Raw genomic sequence first — 18,180 nt, forward strand, 5'->3', positions numbered from 1 at the left:
TGGCCTATCTCCCCCACTGATTTCCATGCCCCGACTCCTGCTTTTTGACATTGATGGAACCCTTCTCGATACCGGCGGTGCCGGCGGCGCCTCGCTGCTGGATGCGGTTGAAGAGGTGCTGGGGGTGGCGCGTGAAAAACTGCCGCCGCTGGATCTGGCGGGCGCGACGGATGGCGGCGTGATCCGCAAGCTGTTCGGCCAGACGGGCCATGAGGTGACGGACACACTGGTGCGCCAGTATCTGGAGTGCTACCTGCAGCGTCTCCAGGCGCGGTTAAACCACAGCTCCTTCGCCGGACAGACGCTGCCGGGCGTGCTGTCCCTGCTACCCCTGCTGATGAACCGCGCGGACGTGGACGTGGGCCTGCTGACGGGCAATGTCCGCGCCGGGGCGGAGGCGAAGCTTCAGCGCTTTCAGCTGCACCCCTATTTCCTGGACGGCGCTTTTGGCGATGATGCAGAGGACCGGAATCTGCTGGGGCCGGTGGCGCTGCGCCGGATGCAGGCCATGACGGGCCGCGCTTATACTGCGGACCAGGTCATCGTCATCGGGGACACGCCGAAGGACATCGCCTGCGCCCATGCCATAGGGGCACGCTGCCTGGCCGTGGGCACCGGCCACTTTGCGGCCTCTGCCCTGGCGGCTCATGCCCCCTGGCAGGTCCGGGAAAGCCTGGCGGAGGCGGAGGAAGTCTGCGAACTGCTGCTGTCATAAAAGTATCTGATTACCGCCCTCCTCTCATGAGCCTGCTGAATGAAGCCTGGATGCGCCAGGAATGCGCCGCGCTGGACCTGCCCTGGCAGGTGCGCGTGGTGGATGAGATCCCTTCCACCAGCGATGCACTGCGCACGGCTGCGCTCCAGGGCGAAGGTCATGGCAGCGTCCTTTTTGCCGAATCCCAAACGGCCGGACGCGGGCGGCGTGACAACCGCTGGACCGCCCCGCGCGGCCTGGACCTGATGTTTTCCATCCTGCTGCGGCCGGAGGAGCCCGTGGCCCTGTGGCCGCGCTTCACCACGCTGGCGGCGCTGGCCCTGTGCCGGGCGGTTGAGGAGGAGCTGCCGCTGGAACCGCAGATCAAATGGCCTAACGACATTTACGTCAACGGACGCAAGGCCTCCGGCCTGCTGGCGGAGGCCGTCACCACGCCGCAGGGCATGGCGCTGGTGCTGGGCATCGGCCTGAATGTGAACGCCCGCGAGTTTCCCCCAGAACTGGCGGAGACGGCCACCTCCCTGTTTCTCTCCCTGCCCGCCGGCATCCAGGTGCGTGAGCTGGACCGCGGCCCGCTGGCCCTCCGCCTGCTAAAGGAGCTGGCGTTTCAGTTCCGGCATCTCAGCACCGGGTATGATGAAGCGGTGGCCGCCGTGCGCCGGCGGAGCTGGCTCATCGGCAGGCAGATCCGGGCCACGGTGGAAGGCCGGGAGATCTATGGCCGCGCCCTGGACATCAACCAGGAAGGCCATCTCATCCTGGCCATGACAGACGGCAGCCTGCGCACCCTAACCAGTGCTGAAGGTGTGCGCCAGGTGGTCTCATCATGAAAAAAACCGAAAACCGCTCACAGTTTCAGAGGCCAGAATAACGGCACCAGCAGCAGTATCACCGTCAAGCTGATCACCATCAGGCCGCTTCCCACCTTGATAAAATCACTGAACCTGTACTTGCCCGGACCATACACAAGAATGGAACTGGGCTCAAAGGGAGTCAGCACGGAAATGCTGGCACTAAGCATGATCGCAATCCCAAAAGTACGCGGGTTGGCCCCCATGCTGTCTGCCGCTTCCAGGGCGATCGGGAGCACCACCAGCGCAGCGGCTGCATTGGTCATGGGCTGGGTGAGCAGGAACGTCAGAACGCAGAATCCAGCCAATACACTCATCGCTCCATAGGGATTGAGCAAATGCGTCACCACTCCTGCCACCAGCTTGTCTGCACCTGAAGCAGCCATGGCTGTGCCAAAGGCCGTCATGCCGCCGATCAAGATCAGCAGCCGCCAGTCAATGTTCTCATAAGCTGTGTTCAGACTGATGCAGCGGGTGGCCAAAGCCAGTAACGCCGTCATCAAAAAAGCCACGGAGGCCGGCACCAGTCCATAACTGCTGGCCGTCACCGCCAGGGCAAAGGCAATCAGCAGCGCCACCCCCCGCTTCCGGGCTGAGACACTGTAGCTATGCTCCGTGATGACCACCATCTCGGCCTCTTGCTCAAATTTCTGGAAGCGGTCATACGGCCCCTGCAGAAGCAACAGATCCCCTGCATGCAGAACCACATCCGCCATATGGTCATTCAGCGTGCGGTCTCCACGGAGAAGCGCCAGGACCGACAACCCCGTACGACGGCGAAAATTGCTCCCGCGCAGGGTCTGGCCGACCAGGCCTGAACGCGGCGTGAGTACGACTTCCGCCACACTCGCATCGGTCATGTCCACCCCGGAGCGCCGCAGTTGCACATCCTCACGGATATCAATCCCTTCAATCTTCTTCACCTTGATGAGGTTCCGCACCTTCCCGGCCACCAACACAACGTCACCTTCCTCAAAAAGCGTTTGGGGTCCGAGCAGCAAATCAGACTCACCCCGCCGCACCTTGACGACCTGGAACTCCAAAACAGAGAAATCCGAATTGAATGCCACCTGTCCGATCAACGGCGAGTCCGGCAAGATCACCACCTCAGAAAGATATTCCCGGATCTGTCCACCATCGTCATCATGCGCTGCCCGGTCACGTTCCGGCACCCACCGCATGCCAACTGTCAGCAAGTAAACGAGCCCGCATCCAAACAGGATCAGGCCGATTGGCGTGATCTCAAACATGCCGATCTCCCCCAGCCCGCGCGTCTTCATCGCCCCGCTTACCGCCACATTGGTGGAGGTGCCAATGAGCGTACATGTCCCGCCCAAAATCGAGGCAAATGACAGCGGCATCAGGAGCCGCGAAGGGGAGATCTTCAACCGCCGCGCCATGCCGATGACCGGTCCCAGGAACATGGCTGTCACCGTCGTATTGTTCATGAAGGCCGAGATGCCTCCCACACTCAACATCATCCCCGCTGCCACCCGTTCGGGCTTGCCTCCCGACGTTTTGGCCAGCAAACTTCCCAGACTGTCTAAAACTCCGGTGTCCCGCAAAGCTGCGCCAATGATGAAAATGGAGCCCAGCATCACAATGATCTCATTGCCAAAGCCCGCGAAGGCCTCCTGCACATTCAGCACGCCAAAGATCACCAGCAGGCTAAGCAGGCCCAGCGTGACCAGGTCCACAGAGATCTTCTCCGAGGCAAAAAGGATGACGGCCCCCACTAGCAGGCCAATAACAAGATAGGGTTCCATGAACGAGCGCCGATGATGGGCGGGAACCGCCCGCTGACGAGTGAATTAATCGAACGATAGGCAGAGATTTTCGTCCGGTTCAGGGCGCACGGCCTTCTTCCACGTCCATGAGGTCAAAGAACGTCACGATGTCCTCGCGGTCGCCCAGGCCCGCCTCCGCGCGCTGCTGGATGAGCCCTGGCGTGGCGGCATCCCGCCAGCCGCGTTTCATCATGAAGCCGTTGAAGAGCTCGATGTGCTCCTTGTCCGGCGTGCGCCCGTTTTCAAAGCACCATTCCAGCACTTCCTCATCCGTGCCGCCTTCCAGCGTGCGCTGGCTCAGCGCGGCGAAATCCACGCCCAGCAGGCAGCAGATGCGGTCATCAAAGGTGCGGCTGCCGGGGATCACATCCAGGTGATAACCCGGCGGCAGGCTGCCTTCCCGGGCATTCAGCCGGATCTTGTCCAGAATCCGGCCAAAAACCATGATGCCGCCAACCATGTCGCGAGGGGAACGAAGAGGAAATGCCATGCTCATCCTTAGCGCACGTTTCCCCCGCTGGTCAATGCTGCCGCAGCGCCTAAAAATGACCTTTCCTGAGCGGTTTTCCAGAGCCAGTCCCGGTCTGGCCACGTCGTAGGAGAACCCTTTGACACTGCGATGATGTCCAATCCCAGTCTCTCACGTGGGAGGCAACTCCGAACTTAGAGAATCTGCTGACTCCAGTTCTCCAGCGTCAGACCAGGCATGCGCTCAAAGTGACGGGTGTTTCCTGTGATGACAATGGCATTGTGCGCGCGGGCGATGGAACCAATCATCATGTCGGCATCGGCCAGACCTCGACCTATCTTTTCAATGTCCGCTTTAAACAACCCGAAAAACTGCGCCGCGTGCTGGTCCATGCCCAGCACGCGGAGAGTTTTCAAGAAGGCATCCACGGCACGTTTGTTTTCCAGCGGTTTGGCGGATTTCGCCGCGCCGTAATAAAGCTCGCAGGCGGTGATGATGGTGGTGGCCACTTCATCGTAAATACTTCGCCGCTTGCGGATAATTTCCTCACGGCCGCGCAGGATCTCGATGCAGTGGTCGGTATCCAGAATCCTCATAGGGTGATCTCGCGGCCAGGGGTGCGTGCCGCATAGAGGGCCTCAATTTCCGCCTCCACACTGACATCGGATTCCCAGGTGCCTGCGAGTTTGTCCCAGGCATCGGCTTGTTCATTCACGCGGTATTCATCCCAGTTTTCGATTTTCATAGGGGTGGCTGGTTTGTCGAATGAACGCTCAAGGCGGTGGATGATCTCTTTATTAAGGCTGCGGTGCGCACGCTCAGCCGCACTGCGAAGGCTCTCAATGAGCGTTTCAGGCAAGGATTTTAGCGTGAATGCTGTCATGGTTCCATTATGCAACCATTTTGATTTGGAGCAAGGATTATTTCAAGCTCAGGCTCTTGATGTACTGCACCAAGCTCTCTATCTGCGATTCATTGAGGATGCCGGCGTAGATGGGCATGCCGGTGTCGAATTTTTCAAAGCCCTTCACCACCTTGGCATTCGGGTCCGTGATGGATTCGCGGAGGTAGGCTTCATCGGCGAGGGCGGACTTGCCGCCTTTGCCGAGAATGCGCTCAGTGCCGCAGATGCCTTTCCAACTGGGGCCGACTTTGCCGACGGTGCTGCCGTCAATGCTGTGGCAGGCCATGCAGCCGATCATCTGGTAGAGCTTGGCCCCTTCTTCGATGATGGGCTTGACCAGGGAGATTCAGGTGCGGGGAGCCGCACTTGGCGCTGCGCTGGTAGCTCCAGCGCTCGGCGCTGGCAGGGTCGCTGGCCAGCTTCGCGTTAAAGCGCAGCAGCAGGCCCTTGTCCATGGGTGTCATTTCCTTCAACAGCACGCGCGGCTGGTCGGTGTAGCGCAGGCGGACGAGGCCGCTGAGCTTCTTCGCCGTCGTGCCCCAGACCTGGAAACCGACGACGTAAAGCTGGCCGTCGGCGGGATTCACTTGGGCATTGAGCGAGCCGAAATCGAAGTCGCGCTCAAAGCTCATGACGGTGGCCTGGGGGCGTGTAAATCGGTCGTTCATCAGCACGCGGAAAAGCTCGGGCCGGTTGTAACCGACGTGGATGAGCTCGTCATTGAGCGGGCCCATTTTGGCCCCGATGAGCCAGGTCTGGGTGGCACCGCTGGGGTTCACCGGATGCGGCAACCATACCATCGGCTCCGCAATCGTGGCGGGGTAAACTTCCTCCGGGGCGATGGTGGGCAGGTGACCGTAAAATTGGTTATTCCCGATGATCTGGATGGGCGTGGACGGGACGTAATTGCCCTGCTGGTCACTGGCGGTGACGAGGCCGGCTTTCGGGTTCACCCCGATCTCGGCTGTCTGGGCGAAGAGATTACAGAACATTTCATAACGGTCGGCCTCCTTGTCGCCATTGGTATCCACCAGTTTCCAGATGCCGCTGCGGTCATAGACAAACAGTTTGTCCTTTCGGGACACGATGCTCATCGGCTCATGCAGGCCGGAGGCGAAGCGCTTCCATGTCACCTTTTCCAGGTCGCCCTTCAGGCCGGAGATGAGCCAGACATCACCGTCGAAGGTGACGCCTGCGGCATCGCCCTGGTCATTGAGAAAGGTGATGTCGGCAAGGCGGACATTGCGCTTCCAGGGATTCGGGACGGACAGGGGGATTTCGTCGAGAACGTAGGCGTCCGGGGATTTGGAAAGGATGGCCTGGGTGGCGACGGTCTCGGGCCAGTGGACGAGAGAAAACGGATGTGTCTGACTCGCCGGATCATCAACGGATGACGGTGAGCCGCTGTAAGTGATCGTTAAAGAGGCATTTGTTTCGGAAGGCTCGATTTCGACATACTGAACATCTCCGCTCGTTTCTGGCGTGATTCGGGCCGGTGCATTTTTGTCTTTGTTCCACGCAAAACAGAGGTGTGAAGGCCATTTACAGGGGTGCCCAGCACGAGCATGACGTGTTTCGAGTGCGGCGGAAGCTGAATGTATCTCTGAACAGAAGGCTCTTTTTTCCCGTTGGTGATAAAATACCTGATCCCCCAGCTTTCATACCGCTAAAACTACTGCCCGATAGACCGCCACGCCCCACCTCATCCAGGCTGGGGCCGGGCTCGAGGGGGTCGGTGAAACTCGGCTTTTCGCCGATTTGCCAGCCAGGGTAAATGCCGGTGGTCAGCCACACATTGCCCACCGGTTTCGGCAGGTATTCCTGGCCGTCTTTGGTCTTTTGGCCGGCGATGTGGTAGGAGCCGGGGGCGAGGGCATCGGGGGTGAGGAGGGCTTTGTCTTCTTCACCTTCCCATATGGCGGAGATGCGAAGGAGGTCGGTATCGAAGCATGTCCAGAAATTATGGCCGATATTAAGAATCAGACCGCAGGGGGTGATGTTGATTTTTGGGGATGCCTTCGCCGAGATGGCGACAGTCGAGCAAGCTGTGCATCATGAATCATATAGCACACTGGAAACGTCGGGGGAGTTTGGCTGACATAAAGGATTGCCTTCAAGCCTATTAAAGATTTGCATCTTTTTGAACTGCCTGTAGTTTTGAGGCGCGCCCCTTTTTCAGTCGTACTCGTTAATATTTAACCTTAGAATGAAATTGTGATATTTAAAGATATTTGCGATAAATACTTATTCCAAAAATTAAGAGACCGAGGTTGGATGAGTTATCCCAAATCGACACCTTCAGTGGAGGCATTCAACGCAGCACTTGCCAACCTCAAGAGATCATTGAGTCCGAATCTAGCAGGAAAGACTCCGCCTTCTTCGAAGGATTATTATGCTCGTCTTCAAGCGATTCCTCTTCTGATCTGGTGGGGGGAGCGGAAGCTGGCAAACGCGTACGCGCAAGACATATTTACCAAAGAGACGGAGTCTGGGTGGCCCAAAGGAGATGAATTGCTAGAACTTGAGTTGACCCATCGTTTTCTGACCGCTGAGGATCTAATGCTGGATGATGTCGTGGAACGTCTACTCGTCCGAATTGAGGCTGAGGTAGCCGAGCTTCAGTCGCCACGGCCTAATGCTCAGGAAGTCTCCTCGCACTTGAAGACTCGCTGGCTTGCAGGGCAACTCAGTTCCTATGAACTGGGTAGAGGCGGGAAGGCCCTACTTGGAAGAGGAGAGCATGAGCTGGCGGGAGGTCTTCTGAAAATGGCGGCTCAAGAGCAGCGCGAAGACGGGACTTACCCTAGCCTTCACCAGTCCGGGCACACCTGCCTAAAAGGCCTGTTAGAGATGGCCTCTGCATGGTTTAGGGCCGGGGATCTGGTAGCCGGGGAACGGGCCTTTGGGGCCTTTTTGAAGAGTTTCGGAAAGGGCCAGTTTTTTTCGTCACCCACCTCCCCGTATGCGGGGCCAGAGGCGCTGATTCATGCAACAACGTTTTTAGAAACGTTGAGGGACCGTGTCACCTGCACCTTCGAGGCGACGGCAATGCGGTTTCCCAAGAGCATCGCCAGTGATGACGGTCGTTTCAAAATTGTAGATGAACTGGTAGCAAAACACCGGCCTAAAGTGGTGGCGGATATCGGTTGTGGAAAAGGACGCTTTATCAGGCTGCTAAAGGAAAGATATCCGGAGATCAATGCGATTGCCGTGGATCTCTCCACCACGATGCTGGAGGAGTTGCCTTCCGAAATCACCGCCCGTCAAGGGACTTTGCTCAACACCAGTCTGGCCACTGGTTCTGTGGATCTGGTGTTTTGTGTGGAGGCACTCGAGCACGCGCTAAACACTCGTGCGGGCGTTCAAGAGCTTGCCCGGATCACTGCTCCGTCAGGCGTTCTTGTCATCATCGACAAGGATGTAAAGAAACTGGGAACCCTGCAGATTTGCGACTGGGAACAATGGTTTGACCGCGAAGTGCTGTCAGGCTGGATGAAGGAAGAAGGCTTTCGAGTGACCGTGCTGGATCGGATTGATCATGGTGGAATCTCCGGAGAAGACAGACTATTCCTGGCCTGGGTGGGTGAAAATTCCCAAAACACAGAATCTCAACGCACATTGACAGAGTAATATGCAGACCTTTAGATATGCAGCCAGGATCCTCCACAAAAAAAGCCATCGCTGGGGCGCGACGTGGGAGGCGCAACGGGAAATGATGCGAGAGCGGATCTTTGGGGTGTCCCAGGATCCGGGACCAGAAAAGGCGGTGGAGGCCTGCCTAGAGTGGCTCCTCCAAGCTCAGGAAAAATCTGCATCCGGTGATGGCGGAGTGGCCCGGCATTACAGTCTGGTCAGCGGTTGGGGAGCCTCATATCCTGAAACAACGGGTTACATCATACCGACCATTCTGGACCATGCGCACCGACGTCAATGTTCCAGACTGAAGGCCGCCGCCGCCCGCATGTTGGAATGGCTGGTTTCCATTCAAATGCCCAACGGGGCCTTCCGTGGCAGCCACATGCATTCACCTGTGGAAGCACCCGTCGTGTTCGACACAGGGCAGATCCTTATTGGCCTCTCGGTCGGAATGAAAAATTTTGGGTTGTCTTATGAGGATCCTGTAAAACGCGCCTCACGCTGGCTAATAGAGGTGCAGGATGCGGATGGTGCCTGGCGCCATCCCAACCCTTTTGTCGCAGGTGGAGATCACGTCTGGGAGACTCACGTCGCCTGGGGTTTGCTGGAGGCTTCAAGGTCCACTGGCGTGGCAGCTTATGGTGAGGCCGGGTTGCGAAACATGCGTTGGGCCGTTTCTCGGCAACTTCCCAATGGTTGGTATCAAGACTGTGGCATGGGGGATGATAACGACAATCCGCTGACGCACACCCTGGCCTATACCCTCAGGGGTATACTGGAAGGTTATCGGTTCTCCGGTGATCCGGCCCTCCTTGCGGCCGCTGTCCAGACGGCAGACGGGCTTCTTTCCGCTCGTGACAAGGACGGAGCTCTGCCGGGCCAATTGGACAAAAATTGGAAAGGCACCGTTCGCTGGATCTGCCTGACCGGACTTTCCCAGACCGCGATTTGCTGGTTGATGCTTTATCAAGATACGGGTCGCGAGGACTACCTCAATGCGGCGTTTACAGCCAACCGCTATGTTCGAAGCACTCTCCGACTTGAAGGCCCCTCCGAGCTGAGAGGAGGTGTCAAAGGCTCCTTGCCGGTCAACGGAGAATACTGTCGTTTCCAGTTTATAAACTGGGCGTGCAAATTTCTGATTGATGCTTGCACGCTCGAAATGGATATCCGAGCTGCTCGCTCCGCCCTTCCCCGGGGGTAGTTTAAAATTGCCAGCTGAGGTGCGCCAAAATCTTGGACCACGAAAATAAGGCCCCACTCAAATTGAGCACCGTGATCCGAAAACGTTATAGCACTGACTTAAAGCCCTGGCCCTGGAGCTGGTCAGCCTTGGCAATACCGTCCCTCAGGTGGCCCAGGAGCTGAGCATCAGCACCAGCTCTTTTACCGCTGGGCCCAACCCCAAGGCCAGTCGGCGCAGCTCGGGATCGCAGCCTCTCTTACCCCGCCGGGGCGGGGCGAAGCGGACGAGCTGCGCCGACTACGACCTCCTACACATTGAGTGCGACATTAAAAAAAGCCTCAGCCATCCTCGGCACACAAACCCTGCCCACATCCTTAGGAACATCCTACAACTTCACCCCCAGACAGGGGCAGCATCCGCCAGATCTGCCAGGAACTGGGCCTGCCCCTCAGCAGCTTTTACCACGCCGCCATCGTTATCAGACACCCGACAGTTTGAAACCCAAGCCCAAATCCAGACCCATAACCAATCTATAAATTAAGCGACACGGGTCAAGAAATGCGCTGCACTTCATTGTCAGTGGATTCGAGTGTTATGACATTCATTTTGACCCAAATAGCAGGCCATTTTTGTGTCAAAAACCAGATCCATTGTTACTGAAATATTCACCTCCTGAAGTCACAAAAAATACCTGGTTTTGATGATTGATGGCCCAAGCTTCCCCGAAGGCACCTCAATACAAATCCTCCACCTCGGAGGTGGCGGGGGCGGTTTCAGATTCATCGCCGGAATCGGGGGCCTGCCAGAGGCCGGGCTCCACGTGGCCGAAGACGCGGGGGAGAGTGGCGGTGAGGTGGGTGAGCTGGCGCTCGAGCTCGCGCACGAAGGCTTCGATGGCGGGGCCGAACTGGCCTTTGGCCAGGGAGCCGGAGGCGGCGGTGAGGCAGACTTCCAGGCTGAGCTCGCTGAGGAGGGGCTCCAGGCCGTAGCCGATCATGGTCACGGCGCGCCGGCGCGGGGTGTCCAGGAGCAGGAGGACGCCGTGATTGTCCCCGGCCCGCTCGACGGCGCTGAAGAGGCTGGCGCGGTTAAACAGCCAGAAGGCCTGGATGGCCAGGGGCACCTGGGGGGGCACTTCCATGAGCACGGCGGCAAAGCTGAGCTGGGGGAAGCGCTGGTGCAGGGCATGGACGGTCTTCAGCACCTCCCGCCGCCGGCCGGCGGAAAGCGTCCGCGCGACATCTGCCAGGGGTGCGTCCAGCATGGGCGGAATGCCCATGACGGGGCCCAGGGCATCGAGGCTGAAGCCGCACTGGCCACAGGAGGCATCGTGCTCCAGTGCAGGGGTTCGGCAGGCAGGGCAGCGCATGGGTGAGTGTGACCGCTTCGTTCACCGCCTGCAAAAGCTTTCACCGCGCAGTTATATTTACGCAGGCTCTCCCACAACTGGCAGATACGGATCTTCATGCAGCACCGGTTTTTTGGAGCCGCTGAGAATCAGAATCCATTCCCGCAGACAGCCCAGGAAAATAATACTCACGGCAATCAGGAAAAAACCGGTCACCCAGGCATTTACCATTCCGTTGAACTTTAGATGCCCCCAGTTGGACAGTTCCGTCGCGGTGCCCCCCGCTGCGATCTTGGCGGCATAGAAATCAGCCTGAGCCAAGAAACCCATGCGGGGGTCTGCATCGAAGAGCTTGATGAAGCCCGCCGAAAAAGTCGCCGTCATCAGGAGTGCCAGAGGAGCCAACGTCACGGCGGTGTATCGGGCCTTGCCCATTTTGATCAGGATAGTGGTACCCAGACAGAAGGCGATCACGGCCAGCAACTGGTTGGCAATGCCAAACAGCGGCCACAGGGTATTGATACCGCCCAGCGGATCCACCACGCCCTGATAAAGGAAATAACCCCACATGGAAACCAGGAGGGCGCTGGCGAAGACGTTGGCTGGGAGGCTCTTGGTATTGCCCAGGGGCTTCCACATATTTCCCATGAAGTCCTGGAGAATGAAGCGCCCTACGCGGGTGCCGGCGTCAATGGTGGTCAGGATGAACAGCGCTTCAAACATGATGGCAAAGTGGTACCAGAAACCCATCCACTGGGCACCAAAGGCACGGGCAAACATCTGCGCCATGCCGACGGCAAAGGTGGGCGCACCGCCAGTGCGGCCAAACATGGTGGGTTCTTCCACATCAGCGGCAAGCTTGTTCATGCCTTCCATCGTGACCGGGTAGCCTGCGGCATTGATCGTCGCAACGACCGCTTCAGGGGCCTGGCTGTTGTTGATGCCGGCATTGATGGCGAAGTATTCACCGGGCTGTAGGGCACAGGCGGCGATGAGGGCCATCAGGGCCACGAGCATCTCGGTGACCATGGCACCGTATGCGACGCTGCGGATGGAGTCTTCACGATCCAGCAACTTCGGCGTGGTGCCGCTGGAAATGAGCGCGTGGAAGCCGGAGATGGCGCCACAAGCAATGGTGATGAACACAAAGGGGAAAACTTTTCCAAAGAAGACCAGGCCCTCACCGCTGCTGGCAAAGGGAGTGATCTTGGGCATATGCAGTTCCGGAGCCACCCAGAGAACGGTCAGCGCCAGCACCGCCACAGTGCCGATTTTCATGAAGGTGCTCAGGTAGTCGCGCGGAGCCAGCAACATCCACACGGGCAGCACGGAGGCGGCGAAACCGTAGATCATGATGGCCCAGGCCATCCACTCGCCTTTTTGCAGGAAATAGCTCTCAATGCCCCAGGCATCGAGCTTGCTGCCTGCCCAGACGCTGACCAGCAGGCCGACGATGCCAAAGATGGTAATATCGCGGACGCTAACTTTAAAAATGGTGTGCGCCACGCCCATGATGAAGGCCAGCGGGATGGTCATGGCGATGGTGAACAGGCCCCAAGGGCTGTGGGCCAGGGCCTTCACGACCACGAGGCTCAGTACGGCCAGAAGGATGGTCATAATCACCAGCACGGAAACCATGGTCACAAAACCAACAACCGGATTCACCTCATCCTTCAGCATCTGGCCCAAGGACTTGCCCCCGCGGCGGATGGAGGCAAACATCACAATCGCATCATGCACCCCACCGCCCAGGGTGGCCCCGACCAGAATCCAGAGCATGCCTGGCAGGTAACCAAACTGCGCGGCCAGCACCGGGCCTACCAGCGGCCCCGGACCGGCGATGGCTGCAAAGTGGTGGCCAAAGACGACCCATTTGTTGGTAGGGACATAATCTTTACCGTCTTGCTTGGTGTGCGCAGGCGTGGCGCGTTCCTTGTCCAAAACCAAAACCTTCGTGATCAGCCACTTGCTGTAAAACCGGTAAGCCACGGCAAAGGAGCATGCACCTGCCACCACCAGCCACAAAGCATTGATCGGCTCATCATTATTTAAGGCAGAAACGGCAACACCGGCTGCGCCCAGCGCAGAGATGGCGGTCCATAGAAGAATGCGGAGAACTTTGGGCATAAATGGGCGGTCAGATTAAAGGGACACTGGCGGTGAGCAAGAAAGAAGGCACGACATTAACGCACTTGGACAGAAATTTTATGCTCTCCGGGGCAAAATGCGATCCTCACTCCGCCCTCCGCGTGCCGCCCGCTCCGCCTCCTTCACACGGACCGCTTCACCACCACCTGCTGCTGGCGGGTTTTGAGGATGCTGTCCGCAGGCAGCACGCCGCCGAAGCTGCTGAGCGGATAAACGATGCTGCGGCGGCCGATGAGGGTGCCTGGATTGATGACGCTGTTGCAGCCGATCTCCGCGTGGTCGCCGATGACAGCGCCAAATTTCCGCATGCCCGTCGGATAGGTCTTTTTGGCATCCGCCACGGTGACCTCGCCCCGGTCCAGGCGGACATTGGAAAGCACCACGCCCGCGCCCAGGTGGGCCTTGTAGCCGAGGATGGAATCTCCCACGTAGTTATAATGGGGCACCTCGCAGTGGTCAAAAATGACGCAGTTTTTAAATTCGCAAGAATTTCCCAGCACGCAGGCATTTCCCACGATGACGTTTTCACGGATGTAACAGCCGGCGCGGATCATGCAGTTTTTGCCGATCCAGGCGGGGCCTTTGATCACGGCACCGGGCTCAATGGTGGTGCCTTCATCAATGAAGACATCCTCGCCGATGTAGGCGCCCTGGGGGATGATGCAGCGCATTTCCCGCTGCAGGCGGAAGTCCAGGTAGGAGACAATCTTCGTCAGCGCGGCCCAGACGGGCTCATTGGCCGGAAAGAGGATGCCGTGTTGGGTGTGGTTGAGGTCCAGAAAATCAGCGGGAGCGTGCATGGGAAAGGAAAGCCGGGGGCAGTATTCTGTATTCGGCAGGCAGTTTTCGGTGTTCAGTTTTCTGGGTCCGGTATTCAGTATGGAGGGTGCATCATCCCGCCTCGCAGATTCCCGCAGGCCGGGATCATCCGGTATTCGTCATTCGTCATTCCTTCCTGCCCCCTTACACGGTGAGGACTTCTTTTTCCTTGGAGGCCATGTGGGCCTCCAGATCGGCGATCTTGCTGTCCGTGAGGGCCTGGACTTCTTTTTCCAGCCGGTGCAGGTCGTCCTCGGTGATGATGCTTTCCTTTTCGCCTTTTTTCAGTTCTTCGATGGCATTCCGGCGGGCGGAGCGGACGCGCACCTTGGCCTCTTCGCCCATCTGCTTGACCAACTTCACCATCTGCTCGCGCCGCTCCTGGGACAGGGCGGGGATGGGCAGGCGGATGACTTTGCCCTCGATGCTGCCATTCAGGCCCAGGCGGGATTCGCGGATGGCGCGGTCAATATCATGGAGGGTGGCGGAGTCAAACGGCTCAATGCGGATGAGGCGGGAATCCGGTGTGGTGATCATCGCGAGCTGCTTCAGCTTCATGTGGGAGCCGTAGCTGTGCACGTGAACATCCAGCCCCTCCACCAAGCCGGGGGAGGCTTTGCCCGTTCTCACAGCGGCAAATTCATGGATGGCGAATTCGACCGCCTTGGTCATCGCTTCTTCGCATTCCAGCATCGTCATTTCAGGGTCCATGGACATATCAGTATCAGGGTAAAAAGGTCAATTGAGGCTCACAGGATGCCCGCCACTGCCGCCCCTGTCCACTGCGGAGTTGCTCACTTCAGCATCCTCGCCACACGTGGAGCTAAGGGGATTCGAACCCCTGACCTTCTCATTGCGAACGAGACGCTCTACCAACTGAGCTATAGCCCCGGTACGCTTATGGGTCATGCCCGGATAACCAAAAGTCTAACAGATCACGGACGGCTGTCCAGCCGGATGTCAAAGTTTGCATCTCGCCCCACGCCCGACTTCCGCACCTCCAGCCTTCCCACCTCTCCCGCACTGCGAGGCCGGAGGAAAGCCAGCCGAGCAGAATGCTCGTGCTCCATGCGAGGCGCGCCAAGCCCGGCTCATCACGGGGATTTATATCCCTGTGAAATAAAAAGACCGGAACGTTTAATGTTCCGGTCTTTATGTTTGGATTCAGTTCTGGCTTGGCTTCCGCAGGGTCAATTGGCCGTCTTGTCTTCAGCCTTGGCCGTGGTTGGCCTCTTGGTGGTCAGATCAAGAAAGTCACGCATGATATTTACGGCTTCCAGTTTCATTGGCTCAAGACCATAGGGGAATTTGGCCAGCTCGGAAGCAGCGTCTTCGCCGTCTTCTTTGGCGGCCATTTTCATGCCAGTACTCTGCTCACGGGTGAATGCAGACTCAGGAACAAGTTCGGCGGCATCCACATTGTCCAGCGTCAGGTGATAGACCTTGAAGCCGTCGTCCTGGAGCTTTTCATTCAGCGCTTTCACACGCTCGGCGCGTTCAGCTTCTTGCTTCTCCCTGCGCGCTTTGGTTTCGGCTGTTTCCTTCTGGCGCTCCGCCAAGCTGAGGGAGGCCACATTGCGGTCAATACGCTCCTTCAGGCGCTGGGACTCATCCAGCACATACTGGAATTCGGGATTGTTTGCCAAGCGGCTGGTCAGGCGGTTGCGCAGCTCGTCCAGCGGGTAGGGCTTCTCATTGACCAGGCTGTAGCGGCGGGCAGGAATGGTGTCATACGGCAGCGGGTTGTCGGCAGAGCCTTCGCCGATGTCCAGCACGTCGCGGATGGAGGGCAGGACGAGGTCCGGCTCCACGCCTTTAAGCTGGGTGGACCCGCCGGCGATGCGGTAAAATTTCTGGATGGTGACCTTCAGATTCCCGGCACGCTCTTTGTTCGCAAAGAAGGGCATGAAGCGCTCGACCGGAAGAATGGTCTGGACGGTGCCTTTGCCAAAGGTGGACTTGTCACCCACGATGAGGGCACGGCGGTAGTCCTGCAAGGCGGCGGCGAGAATCTCCGAGGCGGAGGCGCTGGTCTTGTCGGTCAGCACGATCATCGGGCCGTCATAAAAGGCCTTCGGCGTCTCGCACTCGCGCCAGGAGATGTTGCCGCGCCAGTCTTTGGCCTGCACCACCGGGCCGGCCGGGACAAAGAGGCCGGTCAGGCGGATGGCTTCTTCCAAAGAGCCGCCACCATTGCCGCGCAGGTCCAGAACCAGGCCGTCGATTTTCTCCTTCATCAGCCGGGTAAGCAGGCGCTGCACGTCATCCGTGGTGCTGACGGTGCCGTCTTCCATGTCCGCATAAAAGGAGGACAGGTTGATCCAGCCCATCTTCAGCGGCGGACCCATCTCTGAGGGGGTGATGAGCAGCTCGGCATTGGCCAGCTTTTCCTTAAGCTCCACGGCACCACGGATGATGGTGATGATCTTGGTAGTGGAGGGCGCATCCGCAGGGTTCACCCGCAAGCGGACGATACTGCCATCATCCCCGCGGATCATGTCCACAATCTTCTGCAGCTTCATGTACTTCGTCTCCACAAAATCCGCATCCCCCTGGGCCACACCGGTAACCTTGTCATTCAGTTTCAGCTCACCCTGTTTGTCCGCCGGGCCGCCCACCACGATGCCCTGGATCTGGGCCACGTCATCGACCAGTCCTAGGAGGGCTCCAATGCCGACGAGCTTGTGCTTCATCTGGATGTTAAAATTCTCCGTCTCATTCACGCTCATGTACTCCGTGTGCGGATCATAGGCGGCGGACAGGCTGGACAAGAAAAAGTCCACCACGTCCTCCTGGTCGTTTTCCTCGATGCTCTCCAGCAGGCGCTCATAGTCCTTCAGCACGCGCTCCTCAGGCGTGGTGGGTTTTTCGGCGTCCTTGGCAGGCGTCTCGTTTTTGGCCACGGTCTTGTCAGCGGAGGGCTTCGCAGCATCAGCGCTACCATCCTTGCCTTCGACCTCTTTTTGGGCTTTTTCAGCCGCTTTCTCAGCCTTCTTCTTGGCGTCCTCGGCCTTGGCTTCGTCGCTCAGTTTTTCCTGCAACAGATTGTCCTCAAGGATGTCCAGCCACAGCTTGTCCTGCTCCGCCTTGTTCTTCGGATACGGGGCCTTGTCCCGCTTCAGTTCGATGGTGCGGCTGGAGTCGAAGGTGAACTTGTGGTTCTTGAGGGACTTTTTGGTGAACTCGATGCGCTCTTTGACGCGCTTCTTATACACATCATAGATCTCGATGGCCGGGCTGATGTTGCGCATCAGCACATGGTCATCCAGGGTGGTGTCATACTTGCTTTTGAAGCTGTCCACATCCTCCTGGGTGAAGAAGACATGGCGGAAATCCAGCATGTTCAGGTAGTTTTGCAGCAGCTTGGCCGAGATTGCATCATCAAAATCCTGATGCGAGTAATGCTGGCTCTGCAGCATGTAGGCCACGTGCATGGCCACCTGGCCATAATTGGTCTCAGACCGGGCCGGTGTGAAGGCCAGTGAGATGGCCGCCACACCGGCGGCCATGAAGGACAAAGGGTTTCGAGTCATGGGGGTTTGATCTCTAAATACGCGCACAAACGCCAAATATGGTCACTAAATTTGCCGTTTGCTGCTTGAAATGTCCACATCTTTCCTACATCAGCAGCAGGTTATGTTGGAACCCGAGACCTACACTGGCGGCATTGCCCAGACCAATGGCCACCTTTTGCGCCTTCAAGGCGGCACTTTGCTGGTGGACGCACCCGATGGCGTGGCCGCCTGGCTGGAGGGGAAAAACATCCGCGTGGACGCCCTCCTGCTCACCCACCAGCACTTTGACCACGTGCAGGACGCCGCTCTGGTGAAGCAGGCCCATGGCTGCCCCATTTACTCCTGGTCCCCTTACAGCCAGGACCTCACCCTGGAGCGGCTCTACGGCGCCGTCACCGGCAGCGCCTTTTCCGTGCCGCCCTATGCCGTGGACCACGTCCTCGAGGGAACCAGTGACTCTATCACCGTGGGCGGGGCAAGCTGGCAGCTCTTTCACATCCCGGGTCATTCCCCAGACAGCGTGTGTTTTTGGCAGCCGGAGGAAAACCTGCTCATGAGCGGCGACGTGATCTTCCTGGACAGTATTGGCCGCTGTGACTTCCCCGGCGGCTCCCTCCAGCAACTCGTTAGCGGCATCCGCGAAAAACTCGGCCCCCTGCCTGATGCCACCCGCGTCCACCCCGGCCACGGCCCCAGCACCACCCTGGGCCGCGAAAAGCGCGAGAACCCGTATTTGGACTGAGGGCGATGGGGCATTTCCCCCGGAGATCAGCGCGCCGCTCTCGTCAGAGCCCAGGATTTC

Annotated in this window: 18 protein-coding genes and 1 tRNA gene; 6 read left to right on the plus strand and 13 right to left on the minus strand. The window is 58.4% G+C overall.

Annotated features, from left to right (window positions below; all coding sequences use genetic code 11):
- Nucleotides 1-25 precede the first annotated feature (25 nt).
- Together WJU23_RS09050 and WJU23_RS09055 are read left to right on the plus strand one after the other, a co-directional pair.
- Nucleotides 26-715: an HAD hydrolase-like protein gene (locus tag WJU23_RS09050; protein ID WP_346332231.1), complete on the plus strand. Its 690-nt coding sequence runs from the start codon at nucleotides 26-28 to the stop codon at nucleotides 713-715.
- Between the two features lie 26 nt (nucleotides 716-741).
- The gene (locus tag WJU23_RS09055; protein WP_346332232.1) at nucleotides 742-1,545 is read left to right on the plus strand and encodes a biotin--[acetyl-CoA-carboxylase] ligase; all 804 of its coding nucleotides are present in this window, start codon (nucleotides 742-744) and stop codon (nucleotides 1,543-1,545) included.
- A gap of 17 nt (nucleotides 1,546-1,562) precedes the next feature.
- On the opposite strand, the gene WJU23_RS09060 is transcribed toward WJU23_RS09055, so the two are convergent.
- From WJU23_RS09060 to WJU23_RS09085, 6 genes are all read right to left on the minus strand, one after another.
- Complete coding sequence (locus tag WJU23_RS09060) at nucleotides 1,563-3,332, minus strand: SLC13 family permease (RefSeq protein WP_346332233.1); 1,770 nt, start codon at nucleotides 3,330-3,332, stop codon at nucleotides 1,563-1,565.
- A gap of 79 nt (nucleotides 3,333-3,411) precedes the next feature.
- Nucleotides 3,412-3,843: a DUF5069 domain-containing protein gene (locus WJU23_RS09065; RefSeq protein WP_346332234.1), complete on the minus strand. Its 432-nt coding sequence runs from the start codon at nucleotides 3,841-3,843 to the stop codon at nucleotides 3,412-3,414.
- A 173-nt stretch (nucleotides 3,844-4,016) separates the two neighbouring features.
- Nucleotides 4,017-4,418 carry a type II toxin-antitoxin system VapC family toxin gene (locus WJU23_RS09070; RefSeq protein WP_346332235.1) on the minus strand — a complete coding sequence of 134 codons (402 nt, stop codon included), beginning with the start codon at nucleotides 4,416-4,418 and terminating at the stop codon, nucleotides 4,017-4,019.
- Nucleotides 4,415-4,705 carry an Arc family DNA-binding protein gene (locus WJU23_RS09075; RefSeq protein WP_346332236.1) on the minus strand — a complete coding sequence of 97 codons (291 nt, stop codon included), beginning with the start codon at nucleotides 4,703-4,705 and terminating at the stop codon, nucleotides 4,415-4,417. The genes WJU23_RS09070 and WJU23_RS09075 overlap by 4 nt, the downstream gene beginning before the upstream one ends.
- 37 nt (nucleotides 4,706-4,742) lie before the next feature.
- Entirely contained in the window at nucleotides 4,743-5,012 is a 270-nt protein-coding gene (locus tag WJU23_RS09080) for a c-type cytochrome (RefSeq protein ID WP_346332237.1), read from the minus strand.
- Entirely contained in the window at nucleotides 4,993-5,820 is an 828-nt protein-coding gene (locus tag WJU23_RS09085) for a hypothetical protein (protein ID WP_346332238.1), read from the minus strand. Before WJU23_RS09085 ends, WJU23_RS09080 begins: the two co-directional genes overlap by 20 nt.
- Nucleotides 5,821-5,826: 6 nt before the next feature.
- Between WJU23_RS09085 and WJU23_RS09090 the strand changes: the two genes are divergently transcribed.
- Entirely contained in the window at nucleotides 5,827-6,120 is a 294-nt protein-coding gene (locus WJU23_RS09090; protein WP_346332239.1) for a hypothetical protein, read from the plus strand.
- A gap of 148 nt (nucleotides 6,121-6,268) precedes the next feature.
- On the opposite strand, the gene WJU23_RS09095 is transcribed toward WJU23_RS09090, so the two are convergent.
- Nucleotides 6,269-6,754 carry a DUF6797 domain-containing protein gene (locus WJU23_RS09095; protein ID WP_346332291.1) on the minus strand — a complete coding sequence of 162 codons (486 nt, stop codon included), beginning with the start codon at nucleotides 6,752-6,754 and terminating at the stop codon, nucleotides 6,269-6,271.
- A 246-nt stretch (nucleotides 6,755-7,000) separates the two neighbouring features.
- On the opposite strand from WJU23_RS09095, the gene WJU23_RS09100 reads away from it, so the two are divergent.
- Together WJU23_RS09100 and WJU23_RS09105 are read left to right on the plus strand one after the other, a co-directional pair.
- Nucleotides 7,001-8,356, plus strand: coding sequence for a class I SAM-dependent methyltransferase (locus WJU23_RS09100; protein WP_346332240.1), 1,356 nt, complete (start codon nucleotides 7,001-7,003; stop codon nucleotides 8,354-8,356).
- 1 nt (nucleotide 8,357) lies between these two features.
- Nucleotides 8,358-9,566, plus strand: a complete 1,209-nt coding sequence (locus WJU23_RS09105; protein ID WP_346332241.1) for a hypothetical protein — start codon at nucleotides 8,358-8,360, stop codon at nucleotides 9,564-9,566.
- Nucleotides 9,567-10,281: 715 nt separating this feature from the next.
- Here WJU23_RS09105 and WJU23_RS09110 read toward each other — a convergent pair.
- The 6 genes from WJU23_RS09110 to WJU23_RS09135 all read right to left on the minus strand — a co-directional run bounded on the left by WJU23_RS09110 (nucleotide 10,282) and on the right by WJU23_RS09135 (nucleotide 17,396).
- A complete protein-coding gene (locus WJU23_RS09110; protein ID WP_346332242.1) occupies nucleotides 10,282-10,917 on the minus strand; it encodes a hypothetical protein in 636 nt (211 codons plus the stop codon).
- A gap of 57 nt (nucleotides 10,918-10,974) precedes the next feature.
- Nucleotides 10,975-13,023: a carbon starvation CstA family protein gene (locus WJU23_RS09115; RefSeq protein WP_346332243.1), complete on the minus strand. Its 2,049-nt coding sequence runs from the start codon at nucleotides 13,021-13,023 to the stop codon at nucleotides 10,975-10,977.
- A 143-nt stretch (nucleotides 13,024-13,166) separates the two neighbouring features.
- A complete protein-coding gene (locus tag WJU23_RS09120; protein ID WP_346332244.1) occupies nucleotides 13,167-13,844 on the minus strand; it encodes a UDP-N-acetylglucosamine diphosphorylase in 678 nt (225 codons plus the stop codon).
- A 163-nt stretch (nucleotides 13,845-14,007) separates the two neighbouring features.
- A complete protein-coding gene (frr, locus tag WJU23_RS09125) occupies nucleotides 14,008-14,580 on the minus strand; it encodes a ribosome recycling factor (protein WP_346332245.1) in 573 nt (190 codons plus the stop codon).
- A 101-nt stretch (nucleotides 14,581-14,681) separates the two neighbouring features.
- Nucleotides 14,682-14,754: transfer RNA gene (locus WJU23_RS09130), tRNA-Ala, on the minus strand.
- 299 nt (nucleotides 14,755-15,053) lie between these two features.
- The gene (locus WJU23_RS09135) at nucleotides 15,054-17,396 is read right to left on the minus strand and encodes a carboxy terminal-processing peptidase (RefSeq protein ID WP_346332246.1); all 2,343 of its coding nucleotides are present in this window, start codon (nucleotides 17,394-17,396) and stop codon (nucleotides 15,054-15,056) included.
- A gap of 70 nt (nucleotides 17,397-17,466) precedes the next feature.
- On the opposite strand from WJU23_RS09135, the gene WJU23_RS09140 reads away from it, so the two are divergent.
- A complete protein-coding gene (locus WJU23_RS09140) occupies nucleotides 17,467-18,120 on the plus strand; it encodes an MBL fold metallo-hydrolase (protein WP_346332247.1) in 654 nt (217 codons plus the stop codon).
- The last annotated feature ends 60 nt before the right edge of the window (nucleotides 18,121-18,180 follow it).

The sequence above is a fragment of the Prosthecobacter sp. SYSU 5D2 genome (assembly GCF_039655865.1).
GTDB lineage: Bacteria > Verrucomicrobiota > Verrucomicrobiia > Verrucomicrobiales > Verrucomicrobiaceae > Prosthecobacter.